Origin of the sequence: Falsochrobactrum shanghaiense (assembly GCF_003149535.1) — a bacterium.
Classification (GTDB): Bacteria; Pseudomonadota; Alphaproteobacteria; order Rhizobiales; family Rhizobiaceae; genus Brucella; species Brucella shanghaiense.
Map to the genome: position 1 here is coordinate 209,949 of NZ_QGDB01000004.1, position 15,184 is coordinate 225,132.

A 15,184-nucleotide genomic window follows, 5' to 3' on the forward strand; every position below is an offset into this window, starting at 1 on the left:
CTCATGCCGTCACCCTGTGTAAAAAAATGCGGCATGGTAAAAATTTTACAGACACACCTGCGCGCTTATGTTATCTCAATCATAGGCCATAGCCCGTTTTTGTTGAAACTGGCATCGTGAGCGCCATATTCTTCGCGGAGGAATTCAGATGTCCGTGAATAATTACTGTGGGAAAGCGTATCTCGGTCATGCGTGCTAAGGGTGATATAATCATCGGCATCGATGCCGGCACATCTGTCGTCAAGGCGGTCGCGTTCGACCTCAAAGGCCAGCAACTCGAATCGGCTGCCGTTCGCAATCAATATGAAACCGGCGAACATGGCGCCGTCACGCAATCCCTCACCCAGACATGGGAAGATTGCGCAAGCGCGCTGCGCAAGCTTTCGGAAAAACTCCTGGACCTGCCCGAGCGCACTGCCGCCATATCCGTCACCGGCCAGGGCGACGGCACATGGCTGGTCGGTCGTGACGACAAGCCGGTGGGAGACGCATGGATATGGCTTGATGCCCGCGCAGCAACGAGTGTGACGCGGCTTGCGGCAAGCCCGATGAACCGTGCGCGCTTTGAAGCGAGCGGGACGGGCCTGAACACCTGCCAGCAAGGCGCGCAAATGGCGCATATGGAGCGTATCGCGCCCGAATTGCTCGACAATGCGCAAGTTGCGCTTCATTGCAAGGACTGGCTCTATCTCAACCTGACCGGCGTGCGGGCGACCGATCCATCCGAAGCGAGCTTCACCTTCGGCAATTTCCGCACCCGCCAATATGACGACACGGTCATTGAAGCGCTCGGCCTCACCGGACGCCGCAATCTGCTTCCGCAAATCATTGACGGCACGCAAATCACCCATCCTTTAAGCGAGCAAGCGGCTCGGGCCACCGGCCTGCGGGCGGGAACGCCGGTGAGCCTCGGCTATGTCGATATGGTCATGACCGCGCTGGGTGCGGGTGTCTATTGCGGCACAGAGGATGCTGGCTGCTCAACCATCGGATCGACGGGCGTTCATATGCGCGCCAAGAAGGTTGCCGATATTCACCTCAACGATGAAGGCACCGGCTATGTGATTGCGCTGCCGGTCCCCGGCATCGTCACGCAGGTGCAAACCAATATGGGCGCAACCATCAATATCGACTGGATATTGCAGCTTGCCGCCGATGTCATGTCGATGGCGGGCAGCGAAGTCACGCTTGGCGATCTGCTTCCGCGCCTTGATGAATGGTTCAATGCAAGCAGGCCCGGTGCACTGCTTTATCACCCCTATATATCGGAGGCCGGTGAGCGCGGCCCATTTGTAAATGCTTATGCGCGCGCTGGCTTTATCGGCCTTTCCAGCCGCGACCGTTTTCCCGAACTGGTTCGTGCGGTGGTCGAGGGCCTCGGCATGGCGACACGCGATTGCTATGCGGCAATGGGCGAGATGCCCGGCGAGCTTCGCTTGACGGGTGGTGCCGCGCGCTCACGCGCGCTGCGCAATACGCTTGGCGCAGCGGTCAATGCGCCGGTGCGCATTTCCGCACGCGAGGAAGCGGGCGCGGCAGGTGCTGCCATGATGGCGGCAGTCGCCATCGGCGCCTATGCGAATATGGATGAATGTATCGCGGAATGGGTGGCCCCGCTGCTTGGCCCGGCGGAAGCGCCTGACGAGGCGGAAGCGCGCCGCTACGACGCGCTTTTTGCCGCCTATAAACAGGCGCGGCTGGCGCTGGCGCCTGTCTGGGACAGGCTTGCCGCCCAATAGCTGGTTTGAAAATTTATGACATCGCCGCAAGCGCGGCATCCGAAGGAGCACGAAATGGCTGAACCGGAAATCTACGATCTGCTCGTTATAGGCGGCGGTATTAACGGCGCGGGCGTTGCACGCGACGCCGCCGGGCGCGGCCTTTCGGTCGTGCTTTGCGAGAAGGACGATCTGGCGGAAGGCACTTCATCGCGCTCAGGCAAGCTGGTGCATGGCGGGCTGCGCTATCTGGAATATTATGAGTTCCGGCTGGTGCGCGAAGCGCTGATCGAACGCGAAGTGCTGCTCAACGCCGCCCCGCACATCATCTGGCCGATGCGCTTTGTCCTGCCGCACAGTCCGCAGGACCGTCCCGCATGGCTGGTGCGGCTCGGTCTGTTTCTCTACGATCATCTTGGCGGGCGCAAGAAGCTGCCCGGCACGCGCACGCTTGATCTGAAGCGCGACCCTGAAGGCACGCCGATTCTGGATCAATATAGCAAGGGCTTTGAATATTCCGACTGCTGGGTGGATGATGCCCGTCTGGTCGTCCTCAATGCATTGGGGGCCGCAGAAAAAGGCGCAACCATCCTGACCCGCACGCCGGTTGTTGCCGCCAGACGCGAAAAGGACGGCTGGCTCGTGGAAACGAAAAACCGCGACACGGGCGAAGTGCGCAGCTTCCGCGCCCGCTGCATCGTCAATTGCGCGGGGCCATGGGTGACGAATGTCATTACCAATGTGGCAGGTTCGAAATCGACCCGCAATGTGCGCCTGGTCAAAGGCAGCCATATCATCGTGCCGAAATTCTGGGCTGGTGCGAATGCCTATCTGGTGCAGAACCACGACAAGCGCGTCATCTTCATCAATCCCTATGAGGGCGACAAGGCGCTGATCGGCACCACCGATATTGCCTATGAGGGCCGCGCCGAAGATGTTGTGGCGGACGAGGCGGAAATCGAATATCTGCTGACTGCCGTAAACCGCTATTTCAAGGAAAAGCTGCGGCGCGAAGATGTGCTGCACAGCTTCTCGGGCGTGCGTCCGCTCTTCGATGACGGCAAGGGCAATCCTTCCGCCGTCACACGCGATTATGTCTTCGACCTCGACGAGACCGACGACGCGCCGCTGATGAATGTGTTTGGCGGCAAGATCACCACCTTCCGCGAGCTTGCCGAGCGCGGCATGCATCGTCTCAAGCATATTTTCCCGAATATGGGCGGCGACTGGACCCATGATGCGCCGCTGCCGGGCGGTGAAATTCCCAATGCCGATTATGAAAGCTTCGCCAACAGCCTGCGCGACAGCTACCCTTGGATGCCGCGCAAGCTCGTCCATCATTATGGCCGCCTTTATGGCGCCCGCACGAAGGATGTGGTCGCCGGTGCTACTAACCTTGCCGGGCTTGGGCAGCACTTTGGCGGCAATCTCTATGAGGCCGAAGCCCGCTATCTGATGGCAAGGGAATGGGCAAAGACGGCGGAAGATATTCTCCATCGCCGCACCAAGCACTATCTCCATCTGACAGAAGCCGAACGCGCCGCCTTCGTCGCGTGGTTCGACAATGCACATATTACCGCCTGAGGACAGCATGGCCCTTACGCTCTCGCTCAATACCAATCCGCTGGTCAACCGCTTTGCCGAACCGGACGATCTGATTGAAACCGTCGCGCGCGATCTGCGCCTGCGCGATCTTCAACTGACGCATGAATTCATCAATCCAAGCTGGCAGGCTTCGACTATCCGCCGCCTGACCCGCGACATGGACAAGGCATTGCAGCGCACCGGCGTTCGCGTGACCTCCGGCATGACCGGACCCTATGGCCGCCTCAATCATTTCGGCCATCCCGATGCCGATGTTCGCCGCTATTATATCGACTGGTTCAAAACCTTTGCCGACATTATCGGCGATCTGGGCGGCAAGTCGGTCGGCACGCAGTTTGCGATCTTCACCTATAAGGATTTTGACGATCCGGCGCGCCGTGAAGACCTCATCAAGATCGCCATCGATTGCTGGACGGAAGTGGCGGAACACGCGGCAGGCGCAGGTCTTGACTATGTGTTCTGGGAGCCGATGAGCATTGGCCGCGAATTTGGCGAAACCATCGCGGAATGCCTGAAGCTTCAGGACCGCCTGACGGCTGCCAATATGGCTATCCCCATGTGGATGATGGCCGACATCGACCATGGCGACGTAACGTCCTCCAACCCCGATGATTTCGACCCTTACGCATGGGCGCGCGCCGTGCCGAAAGTTTCGCCGATTATCCACATCAAGCAAAGCCTGATGGATAAGGGCGGGCATCGGCCATTTACGGCGGAGTTCAACGCCAAAGGCCGCATCCAGCCGGAACCGCTGCTCAAGGCTTTTGCCGAAGGCGGGGCGAAAGACAATGAAATCTGCCTCGAACTGTCGTTCAAGGAACGCGAGCCGAATGACCGCGAAGTCATTCCGCAGATCGCGGAAAGCATTGCATTCTGGGCTCCCCATATCGATACGGGCGTTGCAGACCTGAAAATATAACAGCGACTGAAAGATCACGAACCATGGCGGACCCCGATGATTCCCTTGCCCTTCGCGCAGCATGGCTTCATTTCGTAGCCGGCATGACGCAGTCGGCGGTTGCAAAACGTCTCGGCCTGCCCTCCGTGAAGGCGCATCGGCTCATTGCCAAGGCGGTTGCCGATGGTGCGGTCAAGGTAACGATCGATGGCGACATCACCGAATGCATCGATCTCGAAAACCGCCTCGGCGAGCTTTACGAGCTTGAATATTGCGAAGTGGCGCCTGATCTGGGCGAAGAGGGTCTGCCCCTGATGGCGCTGGGAAATGCCGGTGCCGAATTTCTCCGCCGCGAGATCGAGCATGGCGATCATGAAGTGATCGGCCTTGGTCATGGACGCACGCTTTCCGCCGCCGTCAATCATATGCCGCGTGTCAGCGCCCGGGATCTGCAATTCGTCTCGCTGCTTGGTGGCCTGACACGGGATTTCGCCGCCAATCCGCATGATGTGATGCACCGCATTGCCGAAAAAACCGGCATGCGCGCCTATGTGATGCCCGTCCCGTTCTTTGCCAATACGGCAGAGGACCGCGAGGTGCTTCTTGCGCAAAAGGGCGTCACCAGCATATTCGAAATGGGGTGCCGCGCCGAGTTGAAGATCGTGGGTATCGGCACGGTCGACGCGCAGGCGCAGCTTGTGACATCTGGCGTCATCGAGCTTGCGGAAGCCGAGGAAATCGCCAATCTGGGCGGGGTCGGCGAAATGCTTGGCCACTTTTTCGATGCCGAGGGGCGGGCACTGGAAACCGCCCTCACCGCGCGCACCATCGCAGCTTCGGTCGAGAACGCCGATATGAGCCGCATCATCGGCCTTGCCGGCGGCATGTCAAAAGTGGAAGCCATCCGCGCGGTGCTGAAAAGCGGACGGCTTTACGGCCTCATCACCGATGAACGCACCGCAAAGGCACTGGTTGAGACCTGAACCCGACCTGTGAAGACCCTCTGGATAAAAGATCGTAAAAGATCACAAAATAACATTTTAATGGATTTTTTTGTGATTTTGTGATTTAGCTTTGCTTAACGAAGGCTCGTGACGCAGATCGGAAAAATAGTGAAGCGCGAAGACAGAAGGCAGGCGATCATCAATCTGCTGATTGAAAACCACGCCGTCGATCTGGATCATCTGGCAGAGCGTTTCGCCGTTTCCAAAATGACCATTCACCGCGATCTCGATGCACTGGAACATGCCGGCGTTCTGCGCAAGATGCGCGGCGGGGCCACCATCGACACCGGTACGCAGTTTGAGAGCGATTTCCGCTTTCGCGAAACGCAGGACAATGCCGCAAAGCTGCAAATGGCGCGCACGGCGCTGGAGCTGATCGAACCCGGCATGACGGTGATGATCAATGACGGCTCGACCGCAGCGGTTCTGGGCAATCTGCTGCGTGAAAAGCGCCCGCTGACCATCATCACCAATAATGCGGTGATCATCGACAATCTCAAGGGCGAGAACAGCATCAATCTTATCGCGCTGGGCGGCGTATATTCGCCCAAGTTCAATGCCTATTTCGGATTGCTGACTGAAGAAGCGCTGTCGCGCCTAAGTGCCGACATCGCCTTCATTTCAGCGCCCGCCGTCAATGGCAGGCTGGTCTATCACATGGATGAAAGCGTCGTGCGCACCAAACGCGCCATGACCTCTTCGTCGGTCCGCTCCTGCCTGCTGATCAATCACCGGCGCTTTGGGCGACCGGCGCTGCATGTCATGGCGGATCTTGCGGATTTCGATGCAATCATCACCGACAAATCTCCCGCAGAGGAATTTGTGGCGCCGCTGGAGCAGGCCGGGATCAAACTCACGATAGCAGAAGAGTAGGAAGAACAGTCATGTCTAAATTCTGGGTCGGAACGAGCTGGAAAATGAACAAGACGCTGGCCGAAGCACGCATTTTTGCCGAAGCGCTCAAAGCTGCCGATGAAGGCCGCTCGCCCCATATCCGGCGCTTCGTCATTCCGCCTTTCACCGCTGTTCGCGAAGTAAAGGAAATCCTCTCCGATACATCCGTCAAGGTCGGCGCGCAGAACATGCATTGGGCCGATCAGGGCGCATGGACCGGCGAAATCTCGCCGCTCATGCTCAAAGACTGCAATCTCGACATCGTGGAACTGGGGCATTCCGAACGCCGCGAGCATTTTGGTGAAACCAACGAGACCGTGGGCCTCAAAGTCGAGGCTGCCGTGCGCCATGGATTGATTCCGCTTATCTGTATCGGCGAGACGCTCGAAGACCGCGAAAGCGGACGCGCGGGAGAAGTGCTTGCGGGAGAAGTGCGCGGCGCGCTTGCAAGGCTTTCCGGCGCGCAGAAACAGGCCGAAATCCTGCTGGCCTATGAGCCGGTCTGGGCCATCGGTGAGAACGGCATTCCCGCGACAGCAGATTATGCCGATGCGCGGCAGGCCGAAATCATCGCGGTTGCCGAAGAGATATTGGGCCGTCGCATAGCCTGCCTTTATGGCGGTTCGGTCAATCCGGGCAATTGCGAAGAGCTGATCGCCTGCCCACATATTGATGGATTGTTCATCGGTCGTTCGGCGTGGAATGTGGAAGGTTATCTCGACATTCTGGATAAATGCGCCGCAAAGATTCAGGAAAGCCAAGGAGTATAGTCATGAAAATCGCAGTAGCAGGCGACAGCGCCGGTGAAGGTCTGGCCAAGGTTCTCGCGGACCACCTCAAGGACCGTTTCGAGGTTTCGGAAATATCGCGCACCGATGCGGGCGCCGATGCTTTCTACGCCAATCTCTCCGACCGTGTGGCTTCCGCCGTTCTCGACGGCACCTATGACCGCGCCATTCTGGTCTGCGGCACGGGCATTGGCGTTTGCATCGCCGCCAACAAGGTTCCCGGCATTCGCGCAGCATTGACCCACGACACCTATTCGGCGGAACGCGCGGCCCTTTCCAATAATGCGCAGATCATCACCATGGGCGCGCGCGTGATCGGTTCGGAAGTGGCAAAGACCATTGCCGACGCTTTCCTTGCCGAGACATTCGATGAAAATGGCCGCTCAGCCGGCAATGTGAAGGCCATCGACGACGTCGACGCCAAATATAACAAGCGCTGATTTCAACGTATGGAATCAAAAACGGGCGGAAATTTTCCGCCCGTTTTTATTTGCATCTATTGATTTAGCTGAACTTCGGGTCCAGCGAACCATCGCGATAACGCTTGGCCATTTCCGAAACCGGCAGCGGGCGAATTGACCCTGCATGACCGGCGGTGCCGAACTGCTCGAAGCGTTCCTTGCAGAGTTTCGTCATCGCAGCCATTGCGGGCTTGAGATATTTGCGCGGATCGAATTCGCTCGGATCTTCCTGAAGAACGCGGCGGATCTGCCCGGTCAGCGCCATGCGGTTATCGGTATCGATATTGATCTTGCGCACGCCGTTCTTGATGCCGCGCTGGATTTCCTCGACCGGCACGCCCCAGGTCGGCTTCATCTGGCCGCCATATTTATTGATGATTTCCTGAAGCTCTTCGGGCACCGAAGACGAACCATGCATGACCAGATGCGTATTGGGCAGCTTGCGATGGATTTCCTCGATCACATGCATGGCCAGCACCGAACCATCTGGCTTGCGGCTGAACTTGTATGCACCGTGCGACGTGCCCATGGCGATCGCGAGCGCATCGACCTTGGTTTCACGCACGAATTTCACCGCTTCATCCGGATCGGTCAGAAGCTGTTCCTGCGACAGCTTGCCTTCCGCGCCATGGCCGTCTTCCGCGTCACCCATGCCCGTTTCAAGCGAGCCAAGAACACCCAGTTCACCTTCCACGGAAATTCCGCCCAGATGCGCCATCTCGCTGACCTGCCGCGTGACGGAAACATTATAGTCCCAGTCTGCCGGGGTCTTGCCATCGGCCATGAGCGAGCCGTCCATCATGACGGACGTGAAGCCCGACTGAATGGCGGTCATGCATGTGCCGGGCTCATTGCCATGGTCGAGATGCACGCAGACCGGAATATGCGGATAGATTTCCGTTACCGCATCCATCATATGCTTGAGCATGATGTCATTGGCATAGGCGCGCGCGCCGCGCGATGCCTGCAGGATCACCGGCGCATCGGTGGCATCCGCTGCCTCCATGATGGCCAATGCCTGTTCCATATTATTGATATTGAAGGCGGGAACACCGTAGCCTTTTTCAGCGGCGTGATCGAGCAATTGCCGCAGCGTAATGCGCGCCATTTTCAACTCCCATGGTTATCTTGCGAAATATTCGCCAAGTAGATCAACTTCTTCGGCCACGCCGAACACCAGTCCGCTGCGCTCATGATAGGCTTGCGGAACAATATCGAGGACAGGCATACGCCCGTTGCTTGCCTTGCCGCCTGCCTGCTGGCAGAGGAAGGCAATCGGATTTGCTTCGTAAACGAGGCGCAGGCGCCCGTTTTCATAGCCCGGGCGGCTGTCGTTCACATAGAAAAACAGGCCCCCGCGCTGCAGGATGCGATGCAGATCACCCACGGCCGCGCCAAGCCAGCGCATGTTGAAATTGCGCCCGCGCGGTCCGTCCTTGCCGCTGAAGGCATCATCGATATAGGCTCTCATGCCATCCGACAAATACCGGTAGACCGAGGCATTGAATGCAAGCTCGGAAGCGCGCTCAGGCAGTTTCAGATCGCGGCGCATAATCAGGAAAGCACCGCTCACAGGATCGAAGGTCGCAAGGATCAGGCCGTCGCCGACCGAAAATCCAAGATCGACAGAATTGCCATAGGAGACATAACCCGCAGCAATCTGGCGATTGCCCGGTTGCAGGAATGGTTCATCCGTATCGGCGGGCATGATCGAGAAAATGGTGCCAAGCGGCGCGCCCAGCCCCACATTGCCGGAGCCGTCGAGCGGATCGATAGCCACAGCCACCAGACCATCTGCATTGCCTGCTATCGGCAGCTCCGCTTCTTCGGAAAGAATGGAGGCGGCACCCGCCGCAACCAGCAATTCGACAAAAAGATTGTGCGAGCCGACATCGATGCTCTTCTGCTGGTCCTGATCGCTGTTGACGCCGACGAGCTTGCCCGGATCACCCGGAACCGAACCGCGCGCGATGCGGCCTGCAAGCCTGCCCGCGCCTGCCAGAATAGCTTTGATCACATTGACCGTCGCCAGACGCAGCGCATCCTGACCGGCCCAGCCGTCGAGATAGTCCTCGACCTGCCCGGCTTCGACATGGTCGCTATCGCCCGCAAGAACAAGCGGGGCAGCATGATGTGCAATGTTTGGGTAATCAGAGTCCGGCGACGCAGCAGACGCAGATGAAGCAGAACCCATAGACCGTAATCCCTTTGCCGGTATTTCAAGCATCGCCCATAAATGAGGGCAAGGCGTGCCTAACACCATTTTCAAAACATCACAATGTGGCTGAAAAATTATAACGATTTAACTGTTATATTATGTTCGAAAACAAGGGTTTTAAGCGTGTTCCCGCCCTGTCGCTGTGGATTGCGGGGGGATTGCACTCCACCCTTCCAATCACGGCGAATGCTGCGCCGCGCACGCGCACGGCGCTACCTTGCGACACATGATTGCGATGTCATCCAAATGTCGCAGCACTGTTGCTTGCACGTCATGGAGGCCTTGTAAATGCCATCGCACAGCCAGCAGACAGAGACAGGGTGAGCTTTCATGCTCCGGCTCCAGATGCAGCCCTCCCCCAGTCCGGAAGAACGAACGGGAAGAATGGCAAGAAACGAATCATACAAGGAGCGTAACCGTGCGGATCATCCAGATCACCGACACCCATCTGAGCCCTCTCAAGCCGCACTTCAATCGCAACTGGCAACCGCTTGTTGCATGGATCGAGGAGCAGAAACCGGACCTCATCATCCATACCGGCGATGTGAGCGTTGACGGCGCGGATATTGAAGCGGATCTCGAATTCTGCCGTTCCTGCCTCGATGAACTTTCCGCCCCCACTCTGGTGCTGCCCGGCAATCACGACATCGGGCATCTGCCCGAAAGCCACCAGCCCGCCAATTCCGAACGGCTGGCGCGCTGGAACAGGCATTTCGGAGCAGACCGCTGGGCTCAGGAACACGGCGGCTGGACGCTGATCGGCCTCAACAGCCTGATCATCGGCTCGGGCGAGGCCGCGGAAGAAGAGCAGTTTGAATGGCTTGAAGGCGAGCTTGCGAATAGCTCCGGCAAGCCGGTTGCGGTGTTCGCGCACAAGCCGCTTTTCGTCGACAGTCCCGATGAGGGCGACAGCGGCTACTGGGGCATCCGCCCTGCCGCGCGTCAACGGCTTTACGATCTTTTCGCCGCGCATAATGTGAAGCTTCACGCCAGCGGACACCTGCATCGCGCCTGGTCATGCGATGGAGTGGGCTTCAACTGCATCTGGGCGCCCGCAGCGGCCTTCATCGTGGGGCCGATGGAGCGCGACCTGCCGGGCGATCGCATTCTGGGCGCAGCCATCCACGATCTGGGCGAAACCGTGCAAAGCGAGATCGTCCATCTTGAGGAACTCACGCCCTATGTCATCGATGACGTCGTGCATGAAGTCTATCCAAAACACACTGGTGACGGACAGCCGGTGGCTGCGGAGGCAAGCCAGTGAGCACACTCGTCCTTACCGACATCAGCAAGTCCTACGGCAGCAACCAGATTCTGAACGGTATTTCCATTGATGTCGCGGAAGGCGAGTTCATCGCGCTGGTCGGTCCGTCCGGTTGCGGCAAGAGCACGCTTTTGCGCATTCTGGCCGGTCTTGACCATGCCGATGAAGGCAGCATCGCCATAGCGGGCCGCGATATTACCGCAGCCCACCCCGCCGACCGCAACATGGCGATGGTGTTTCAGTCCTATGCGCTCTATCCGCATCTGACCGCCGCGCAGAATATCGCGGTGCCGCTCGCCATGCGCGATATGTCGACGGCGGAGCGCCTGCCGCTCATCGGAGCGGCCATTCCGGGACAGAAAGCAAAACGCACCGCCATACAAAAGCAGGTCCGGCTCACCGCGACCAGCCTCAAGATCGATCATCTGCTCGACCGCAAGCCGGGCCAGATGTCGGGCGGACAGCGCCAGCGCGTCGCGCTTGCACGCGCGCTTGTGCGCCAGCCCGGCGCGTTCCTGATGGATGAGCCCCTCTCCAATCTCGATGCGAACCTGCGCGTGCATACCCGTGCGGAGATCGTCGAGCTGCACCGCCGCGCGGGCGTCCCCACGATCTACGTCACGCATGATCAGGCCGAAGCGCTCAGCATGGCCGACCGCGTTGCGGTGATGATGGGCGGCAAGCTGCTGCAAATCGATACGCCCACGGCGATATATAATGATCCCAAACATATCGAGGTCGCGCAGTTTATCGGCACGCCGCGCATCAATATTCTCGACGGGCTGGTAAGCGATCAGGGCACCGTTCATTTCGCCGGTCGGGCGATCCTGCAGGACATTGCGGCTTATTCGGGCACCAATATCCGCATCGGCATCCGCCCGGAACATTTCCGCCTCGTACCGCACGACAAGACGGGCATTGCCGCTACCATAAACAGAATCGAATTTCTCGGCTCCGAGGTTCTCGTCTATCTGAGCGCCCCCGGATCCGAGCATGATCTTACCGTCAAGCTGGACCCCGAAGCTGGCCGCGACCTGGCGCCGGGTCTGGCCGTCGGCCTGCATTTTGCAGCCGAGAATGCTCATCTCTTTGGTGAGGACGGTGCACGGCTGCGCCAGCCCGCCGGTCATGCTCCCCAAATCGCAACTCAGGAAAAGGCTTCCGCTCATGTCTGAAGCCGTCTTGCATCCCGCGCCAAAGAGCATTGCCCGCACCGCCGCGGAAAAGGCGCGCCGCCGCGAGGAAATGCTTGCCTGGAAACTCTCCGCGCCCGCAATTGTGATGAGCCTGCTGCTCATCCTGCTGCCGACCGCGACCGTATTGATCTGGAGCCTGACAAATTTCGAACTGGGCTATGATGGCGTCGAGTTTGTCGGTCTGGAAAACTACATCGAAATTTTCAATGACCGTACATTTCTGGTTTCTCTGAAGAATACAGCTATCTATACGGTGATCGTCGCCCCGGCTTCGGTATTTCTGGGCCTGGGTGCTGCCTTGCTCATTGAAAGTGAAGCGCGCGGCAAGTCCTTCTTTCGCACAGTCTATTTCCTGCCCGTCGCCTCGCTCCTCGTCGCCATGGCGACAGTCTGGCAATATCTGCTTCACCCCACGCTCGGCCCCGTCAATGCCATGCTCGGCATGGTCGGCATAGAAGGCCCCAACTGGCTTGGATCGAGCGATACCGTGCTGCTCAGTCTGGCGCTTATAGGCATCTGGCAGAGCGTCGGCTTCAACATGGTGTTGTTTCTGGCCGGTTTGACCGCAATCCCGCGCGAGCTTTATTCGGCGGCGGAAGTCGATGGCGTCAAAAGCAGCTGGGAGCGTTTTCGCCTCGTCACCTGGCCGCTGCTCGGTCCCACGACGCTTTTCGTGACCACAATCAGCATCATCAATGCCGTCAAGGTATTCGAGACCGTCAAGACCCTGACCGAAGGCGGGCCGAACAAGGCATCCGAAGTGCTGCTGTGGACGATCTATCAGGAAGGTTTCCTCTATCTGCGAGTCGGCTACGCCTCCGCGATGACCGTCATCTTCCTTGCCGTGCTGATCGTTCTGATGCTGCTGCAATTCCGCGTGCTGGATCGCCGGACCCACTATTGAGGAAACAGCCATGACCCTTTCCCGCTCATTCCGTCTGGCGCTGCTTTCGCTGGGCGCGTTGATCTTCCTCGCGCCTTACATTTTCATGCTCTCGACGGCGGCAAAATCGCAGCAGGATATTTTTACGTCCTCGCTTAATCTCATTCCACAGAACTGGGCGCTGTGGGAAAATCTCGGCAAGGCGCTGACCCGCGTGCCGATGGGGCTGCTGCTTTTCAATGGCGTGATCGTCTGCGCGATCATCCTGTTTTTTCAGGTGGTGATCGCCATTCCCTGCGCCTATGCCATGGCGAAGCTCAAATTTCGCGGCCAGCGCATCATGATGACGATGGTCATGATGGGTCTTCTGGTGCCCATCCACGCCACCGCGCTGCCTTTCTATGTCGGCTTCAACAAGCTCGGCGTGCTCAACAGCTATTTCGCGCTGAGCGCGCCCTTCTTCATCTCCGTCTTCGGCATTTTCCTGTTTCTGCAATTCTTCCGCGCGCTGCCTGACGATCTCATCAGCGCCGCGCGGCTCGACGGCATGTCGGAAACCGGCATCGTCATGCGGGTGATCGTGCCCAATGCATGGCCCGCCATCACGGCCTTTTCGATCTTTTCAGTCGTCGCGCACTGGAACGATCTGTTCTGGCCGCTAATCGTCATCAACGGCATGGAGCGGGCAACACCGCCGCTGGGACTGCTTTATTTCCGCGCCGCGGAAGCCGGTGACGACTATGGCGCGCTCATGGCGGCAACGCTCGTCATCACCCTTCCCCTGCTGCTGGCATTTCTCGCCGCGCAGCGCCGTTTCATCGAAGGCATCACGCTAACCGGCCTCAAAGGCTGAAACCTCCCACCTCCCACCTCCCAAGGAGACATTATGAGACCCCTCTCCCGCGCTTTCGCAGCCCTTATGCTGGCCACCGGCATCAGCTCGCCTGCCCTGGCTGACACGACCCTCAACGTGCATTATCCGATGCCCGGCTTCTTCAAGGACGTGATGGCGGATATTTCCACCAAGTTCATGGAAGAAAATCCGGACATCAAGATCAATTTCGTCAGCCCTTCGGCCACTTATGAAGAAGGCATCCAGACGATCATGCGGCAGGTCGGCACGTCGGAAATGCCCGACCTGACCTTTACCGGCCTCAACCGCCTGCGCATGCTGGCCGAGCGCAATGTCGGCGTGGACATGAAGCCGCTGGTCGACAAGGAAGCGGATATGGAAGCGCAGGGCTTCACGGACCGTATCCTGCAACTGGGCCGCGTCGGCGATCGCCAGGTCGGACTTGCTTTTGCGACCTCCAACCCGATCATGTATTACAATGCCGATCTGGTGCGCGCTGCTGGCGGCAATCCCGACACGCCGCCCACCACATGGGACGAAGTGATCGAAATGGGCGGCAAGATCAAGGCGCTCGGCGACGGCAATGAAGGCATCGACTTCCGCTGGCAGGGCGACGACTGGATGTTCTCCGCCCTTTTGTTTGGTGCTGGCGGCACCATGCTTTCGGAAGATGAAAAGAACATCGCCTTCGACGGACCGGAAGGGCTTGCTGCCATGCAGCTACTCGACCGCATGGTCAAGGAAGGCGGCTTGCCGGTTCTGACCAAGGCTGCCGGCGAGCAGTCCTTTGCCGCAGGCAAGGTCGGCTTCGCTTTCCAGAGCACCGCCGGACTGCGCAACATGATCAAGAATGTCGGCGACAAGTTCGATCTGCGCACCGCAAAGATTCCGCTGATCGACGCGGAAAACGGTCGCCTGCCGACCGGCGGCAATGCCGTCGTTATCCTCTCGGAAGACCCTGCCAAGCTTGACGCCGCATGGAAATTCGCCAAATTCGCCGCTGGCCCTTACGGCGCTTCGGTCGTCGTTCCGGGCACCGGCTACGTACCCAATAACGAACTGGCCGCCAAGTCGGATGAATATCTGGGCAAGTTTTACGACGAAAATCCGCTCTTCAACGCCGGTCTGAGCCAGATGTCGCTGATGGTGCCGTGGTACGCATTCCCCGGTGCAAACGGCGTGAAGGTGACGCAGACCATCGTGGACAATTCTTCGCGTGTGGTTGAGCAGAGCGCTACACCGGAAGAGGCACTTGCCGATACGGCCAAGGAAGTAAAGCGCCTGCTGCCACGCAGCTAAAACGCCATGATAAGAACAGCCGCGCCATCACGATAATGGCGCGGCTGTTTTATTTTAACGCGTATCTTTCCCGAAAACCGTTTCACACTTTTCGGGGCACATT

The 15,184-nt window shown here is 58.6% G+C and carries 14 protein-coding genes; 12 read left to right on the top strand and 2 right to left on the bottom strand.

Translation table 11 applies throughout. The annotated features are described in order from the left end of the window. Positions 1–188: 188 nt before the first annotated feature. From DKP76_RS12035 to derI, 7 genes are all read left to right on the top strand, one after another. Entirely contained in the window at positions 189–1,739 is a 1,551-nt protein-coding gene (locus DKP76_RS12035) for an FGGY-family carbohydrate kinase (RefSeq protein ID WP_109706969.1), read from the top strand. 54 nt (positions 1,740–1,793) lie between these two features. Further along, positions 1,794–3,302 carry a glycerol-3-phosphate dehydrogenase gene (locus DKP76_RS12040; protein WP_109707220.1) on the top strand — a complete coding sequence of 503 codons (1,509 nt, stop codon included), beginning with the start codon at positions 1,794–1,796 and terminating at the stop codon, positions 3,300–3,302. A gap of 7 nt (positions 3,303–3,309) precedes the next feature. Further along, positions 3,310–4,242 (top strand): TIM barrel protein, encoded by a 933-nt coding sequence (locus tag DKP76_RS12045; protein WP_109706970.1) that lies wholly within the window; start codon positions 3,310–3,312, stop codon positions 4,240–4,242. Positions 4,243–4,265: 23 nt separating this feature from the next. Then, complete coding sequence (locus DKP76_RS12050) at positions 4,266–5,204, top strand: sugar-binding transcriptional regulator (RefSeq protein ID WP_109706973.1); 939 nt, start codon at positions 4,266–4,268, stop codon at positions 5,202–5,204. Positions 5,205–5,333: 129 nt separating this feature from the next. Beyond that, a complete protein-coding gene (locus DKP76_RS12055) occupies positions 5,334–6,098 on the top strand; it encodes a DeoR/GlpR family DNA-binding transcription regulator (protein WP_109706974.1) in 765 nt (254 codons plus the stop codon). A gap of 11 nt (positions 6,099–6,109) precedes the next feature. Further along, on the top strand, positions 6,110–6,889 hold the full coding sequence (locus DKP76_RS12060; RefSeq protein ID WP_109706975.1) for a triose-phosphate isomerase: 780 nt from the start codon (positions 6,110–6,112) through the stop codon (positions 6,887–6,889). A 2-nt stretch (positions 6,890–6,891) separates the two neighbouring features. After that, a complete protein-coding gene (gene derI, locus DKP76_RS12065; protein WP_109706976.1) occupies positions 6,892–7,347 on the top strand; it encodes a D-erythrulose-4-phosphate isomerase in 456 nt (151 codons plus the stop codon). A gap of 64 nt (positions 7,348–7,411) precedes the next feature. Here the strand turns inward: derI and fba are convergent, their stop codons facing one another. Both fba and DKP76_RS12075 read right to left on the bottom strand, forming a co-directional pair. Next, the gene (fba, locus tag DKP76_RS12070) at positions 7,412–8,476 is read right to left on the bottom strand and encodes a class II fructose-bisphosphate aldolase (protein WP_109706978.1); all 1,065 of its coding nucleotides are present in this window, start codon (positions 8,474–8,476) and stop codon (positions 7,412–7,414) included. A gap of 15 nt (positions 8,477–8,491) precedes the next feature. Next, the gene (locus tag DKP76_RS12075; protein ID WP_109706980.1) at positions 8,492–9,562 is read right to left on the bottom strand and encodes a class 1 fructose-bisphosphatase; all 1,071 of its coding nucleotides are present in this window, start codon (positions 9,560–9,562) and stop codon (positions 8,492–8,494) included. A gap of 442 nt (positions 9,563–10,004) precedes the next feature. Between DKP76_RS12075 and DKP76_RS12080 the strand changes: the two genes are divergently transcribed. Genes DKP76_RS12080 through DKP76_RS12100 form a run of 5 tightly spaced genes read left to right on the top strand, consistent with a single transcriptional unit; the run spans position 10,005 to position 15,081 of the window. After that, a complete protein-coding gene (locus DKP76_RS12080; RefSeq protein ID WP_109706982.1) occupies positions 10,005–10,850 on the top strand; it encodes a metallophosphoesterase family protein in 846 nt (281 codons plus the stop codon). Beyond that, positions 10,847–12,025, top strand: a complete 1,179-nt coding sequence (locus tag DKP76_RS12085; RefSeq protein WP_109706984.1) for an ABC transporter ATP-binding protein — start codon at positions 10,847–10,849, stop codon at positions 12,023–12,025. Before DKP76_RS12080 ends, DKP76_RS12085 begins: the two co-directional genes overlap by 4 nt. Next, positions 12,018–12,950, top strand: a complete 933-nt coding sequence (locus tag DKP76_RS12090; protein WP_109706986.1) for a carbohydrate ABC transporter permease — start codon at positions 12,018–12,020, stop codon at positions 12,948–12,950. The genes DKP76_RS12085 and DKP76_RS12090 overlap by 8 nt, the downstream gene beginning before the upstream one ends. 10 nt (positions 12,951–12,960) lie before the next feature. After that, the gene (locus DKP76_RS12095; RefSeq protein WP_109706988.1) at positions 12,961–13,782 is read left to right on the top strand and encodes a carbohydrate ABC transporter permease; all 822 of its coding nucleotides are present in this window, start codon (positions 12,961–12,963) and stop codon (positions 13,780–13,782) included. Between the two features lie 33 nt (positions 13,783–13,815). Then, the gene (locus DKP76_RS12100; protein WP_109706990.1) at positions 13,816–15,081 is read left to right on the top strand and encodes an ABC transporter substrate-binding protein; all 1,266 of its coding nucleotides are present in this window, start codon (positions 13,816–13,818) and stop codon (positions 15,079–15,081) included. Positions 15,082–15,184 lie beyond the last annotated feature (103 nt).

Excerpts from the sequence above, each read along its gene's own strand:
- DKP76_RS12035 (WP_109706969.1), top strand. The coding sequence starts at position 189 with ATGCGTGCTAAGGGTGATATAATCATCGGCATCGATGCCGGCACATCT.
- DKP76_RS12040 (WP_109707220.1), top strand. The coding sequence starts at position 1,794 with ATGGCTGAACCGGAAATCTACGATCTGCTCGTTATAGGCGGCGGTATT.
- DKP76_RS12045 (WP_109706970.1), top strand. The coding sequence starts at position 3,310 with ATGGCCCTTACGCTCTCGCTCAATACCAATCCGCTGGTCAACCGCTTT.
- DKP76_RS12050 (WP_109706973.1), top strand. The coding sequence starts at position 4,266 with ATGGCGGACCCCGATGATTCCCTTGCCCTTCGCGCAGCATGGCTTCAT.
- DKP76_RS12060 (WP_109706975.1), top strand. The coding sequence starts at position 6,110 with ATGTCTAAATTCTGGGTCGGAACGAGCTGGAAAATGAACAAGACGCTG.
- derI (WP_109706976.1), top strand. The coding sequence starts at position 6,892 with ATGAAAATCGCAGTAGCAGGCGACAGCGCCGGTGAAGGTCTGGCCAAG.
- fba (WP_109706978.1), bottom strand. The coding sequence starts at position 8,476 with ATGGCGCGCATTACGCTGCGGCAATTGCTCGATCACGCCGCTGAAAAA.
- DKP76_RS12075 (WP_109706980.1), bottom strand. The coding sequence starts at position 9,562 with ATGGGTTCTGCTTCATCTGCGTCTGCTGCGTCGCCGGACTCTGATTAC.
- DKP76_RS12090 (WP_109706986.1), top strand. The coding sequence starts at position 12,018 with ATGTCTGAAGCCGTCTTGCATCCCGCGCCAAAGAGCATTGCCCGCACC.
- DKP76_RS12095 (WP_109706988.1), top strand. The coding sequence starts at position 12,961 with ATGACCCTTTCCCGCTCATTCCGTCTGGCGCTGCTTTCGCTGGGCGCG.
- DKP76_RS12100 (WP_109706990.1), top strand. The coding sequence starts at position 13,816 with ATGAGACCCCTCTCCCGCGCTTTCGCAGCCCTTATGCTGGCCACCGGC.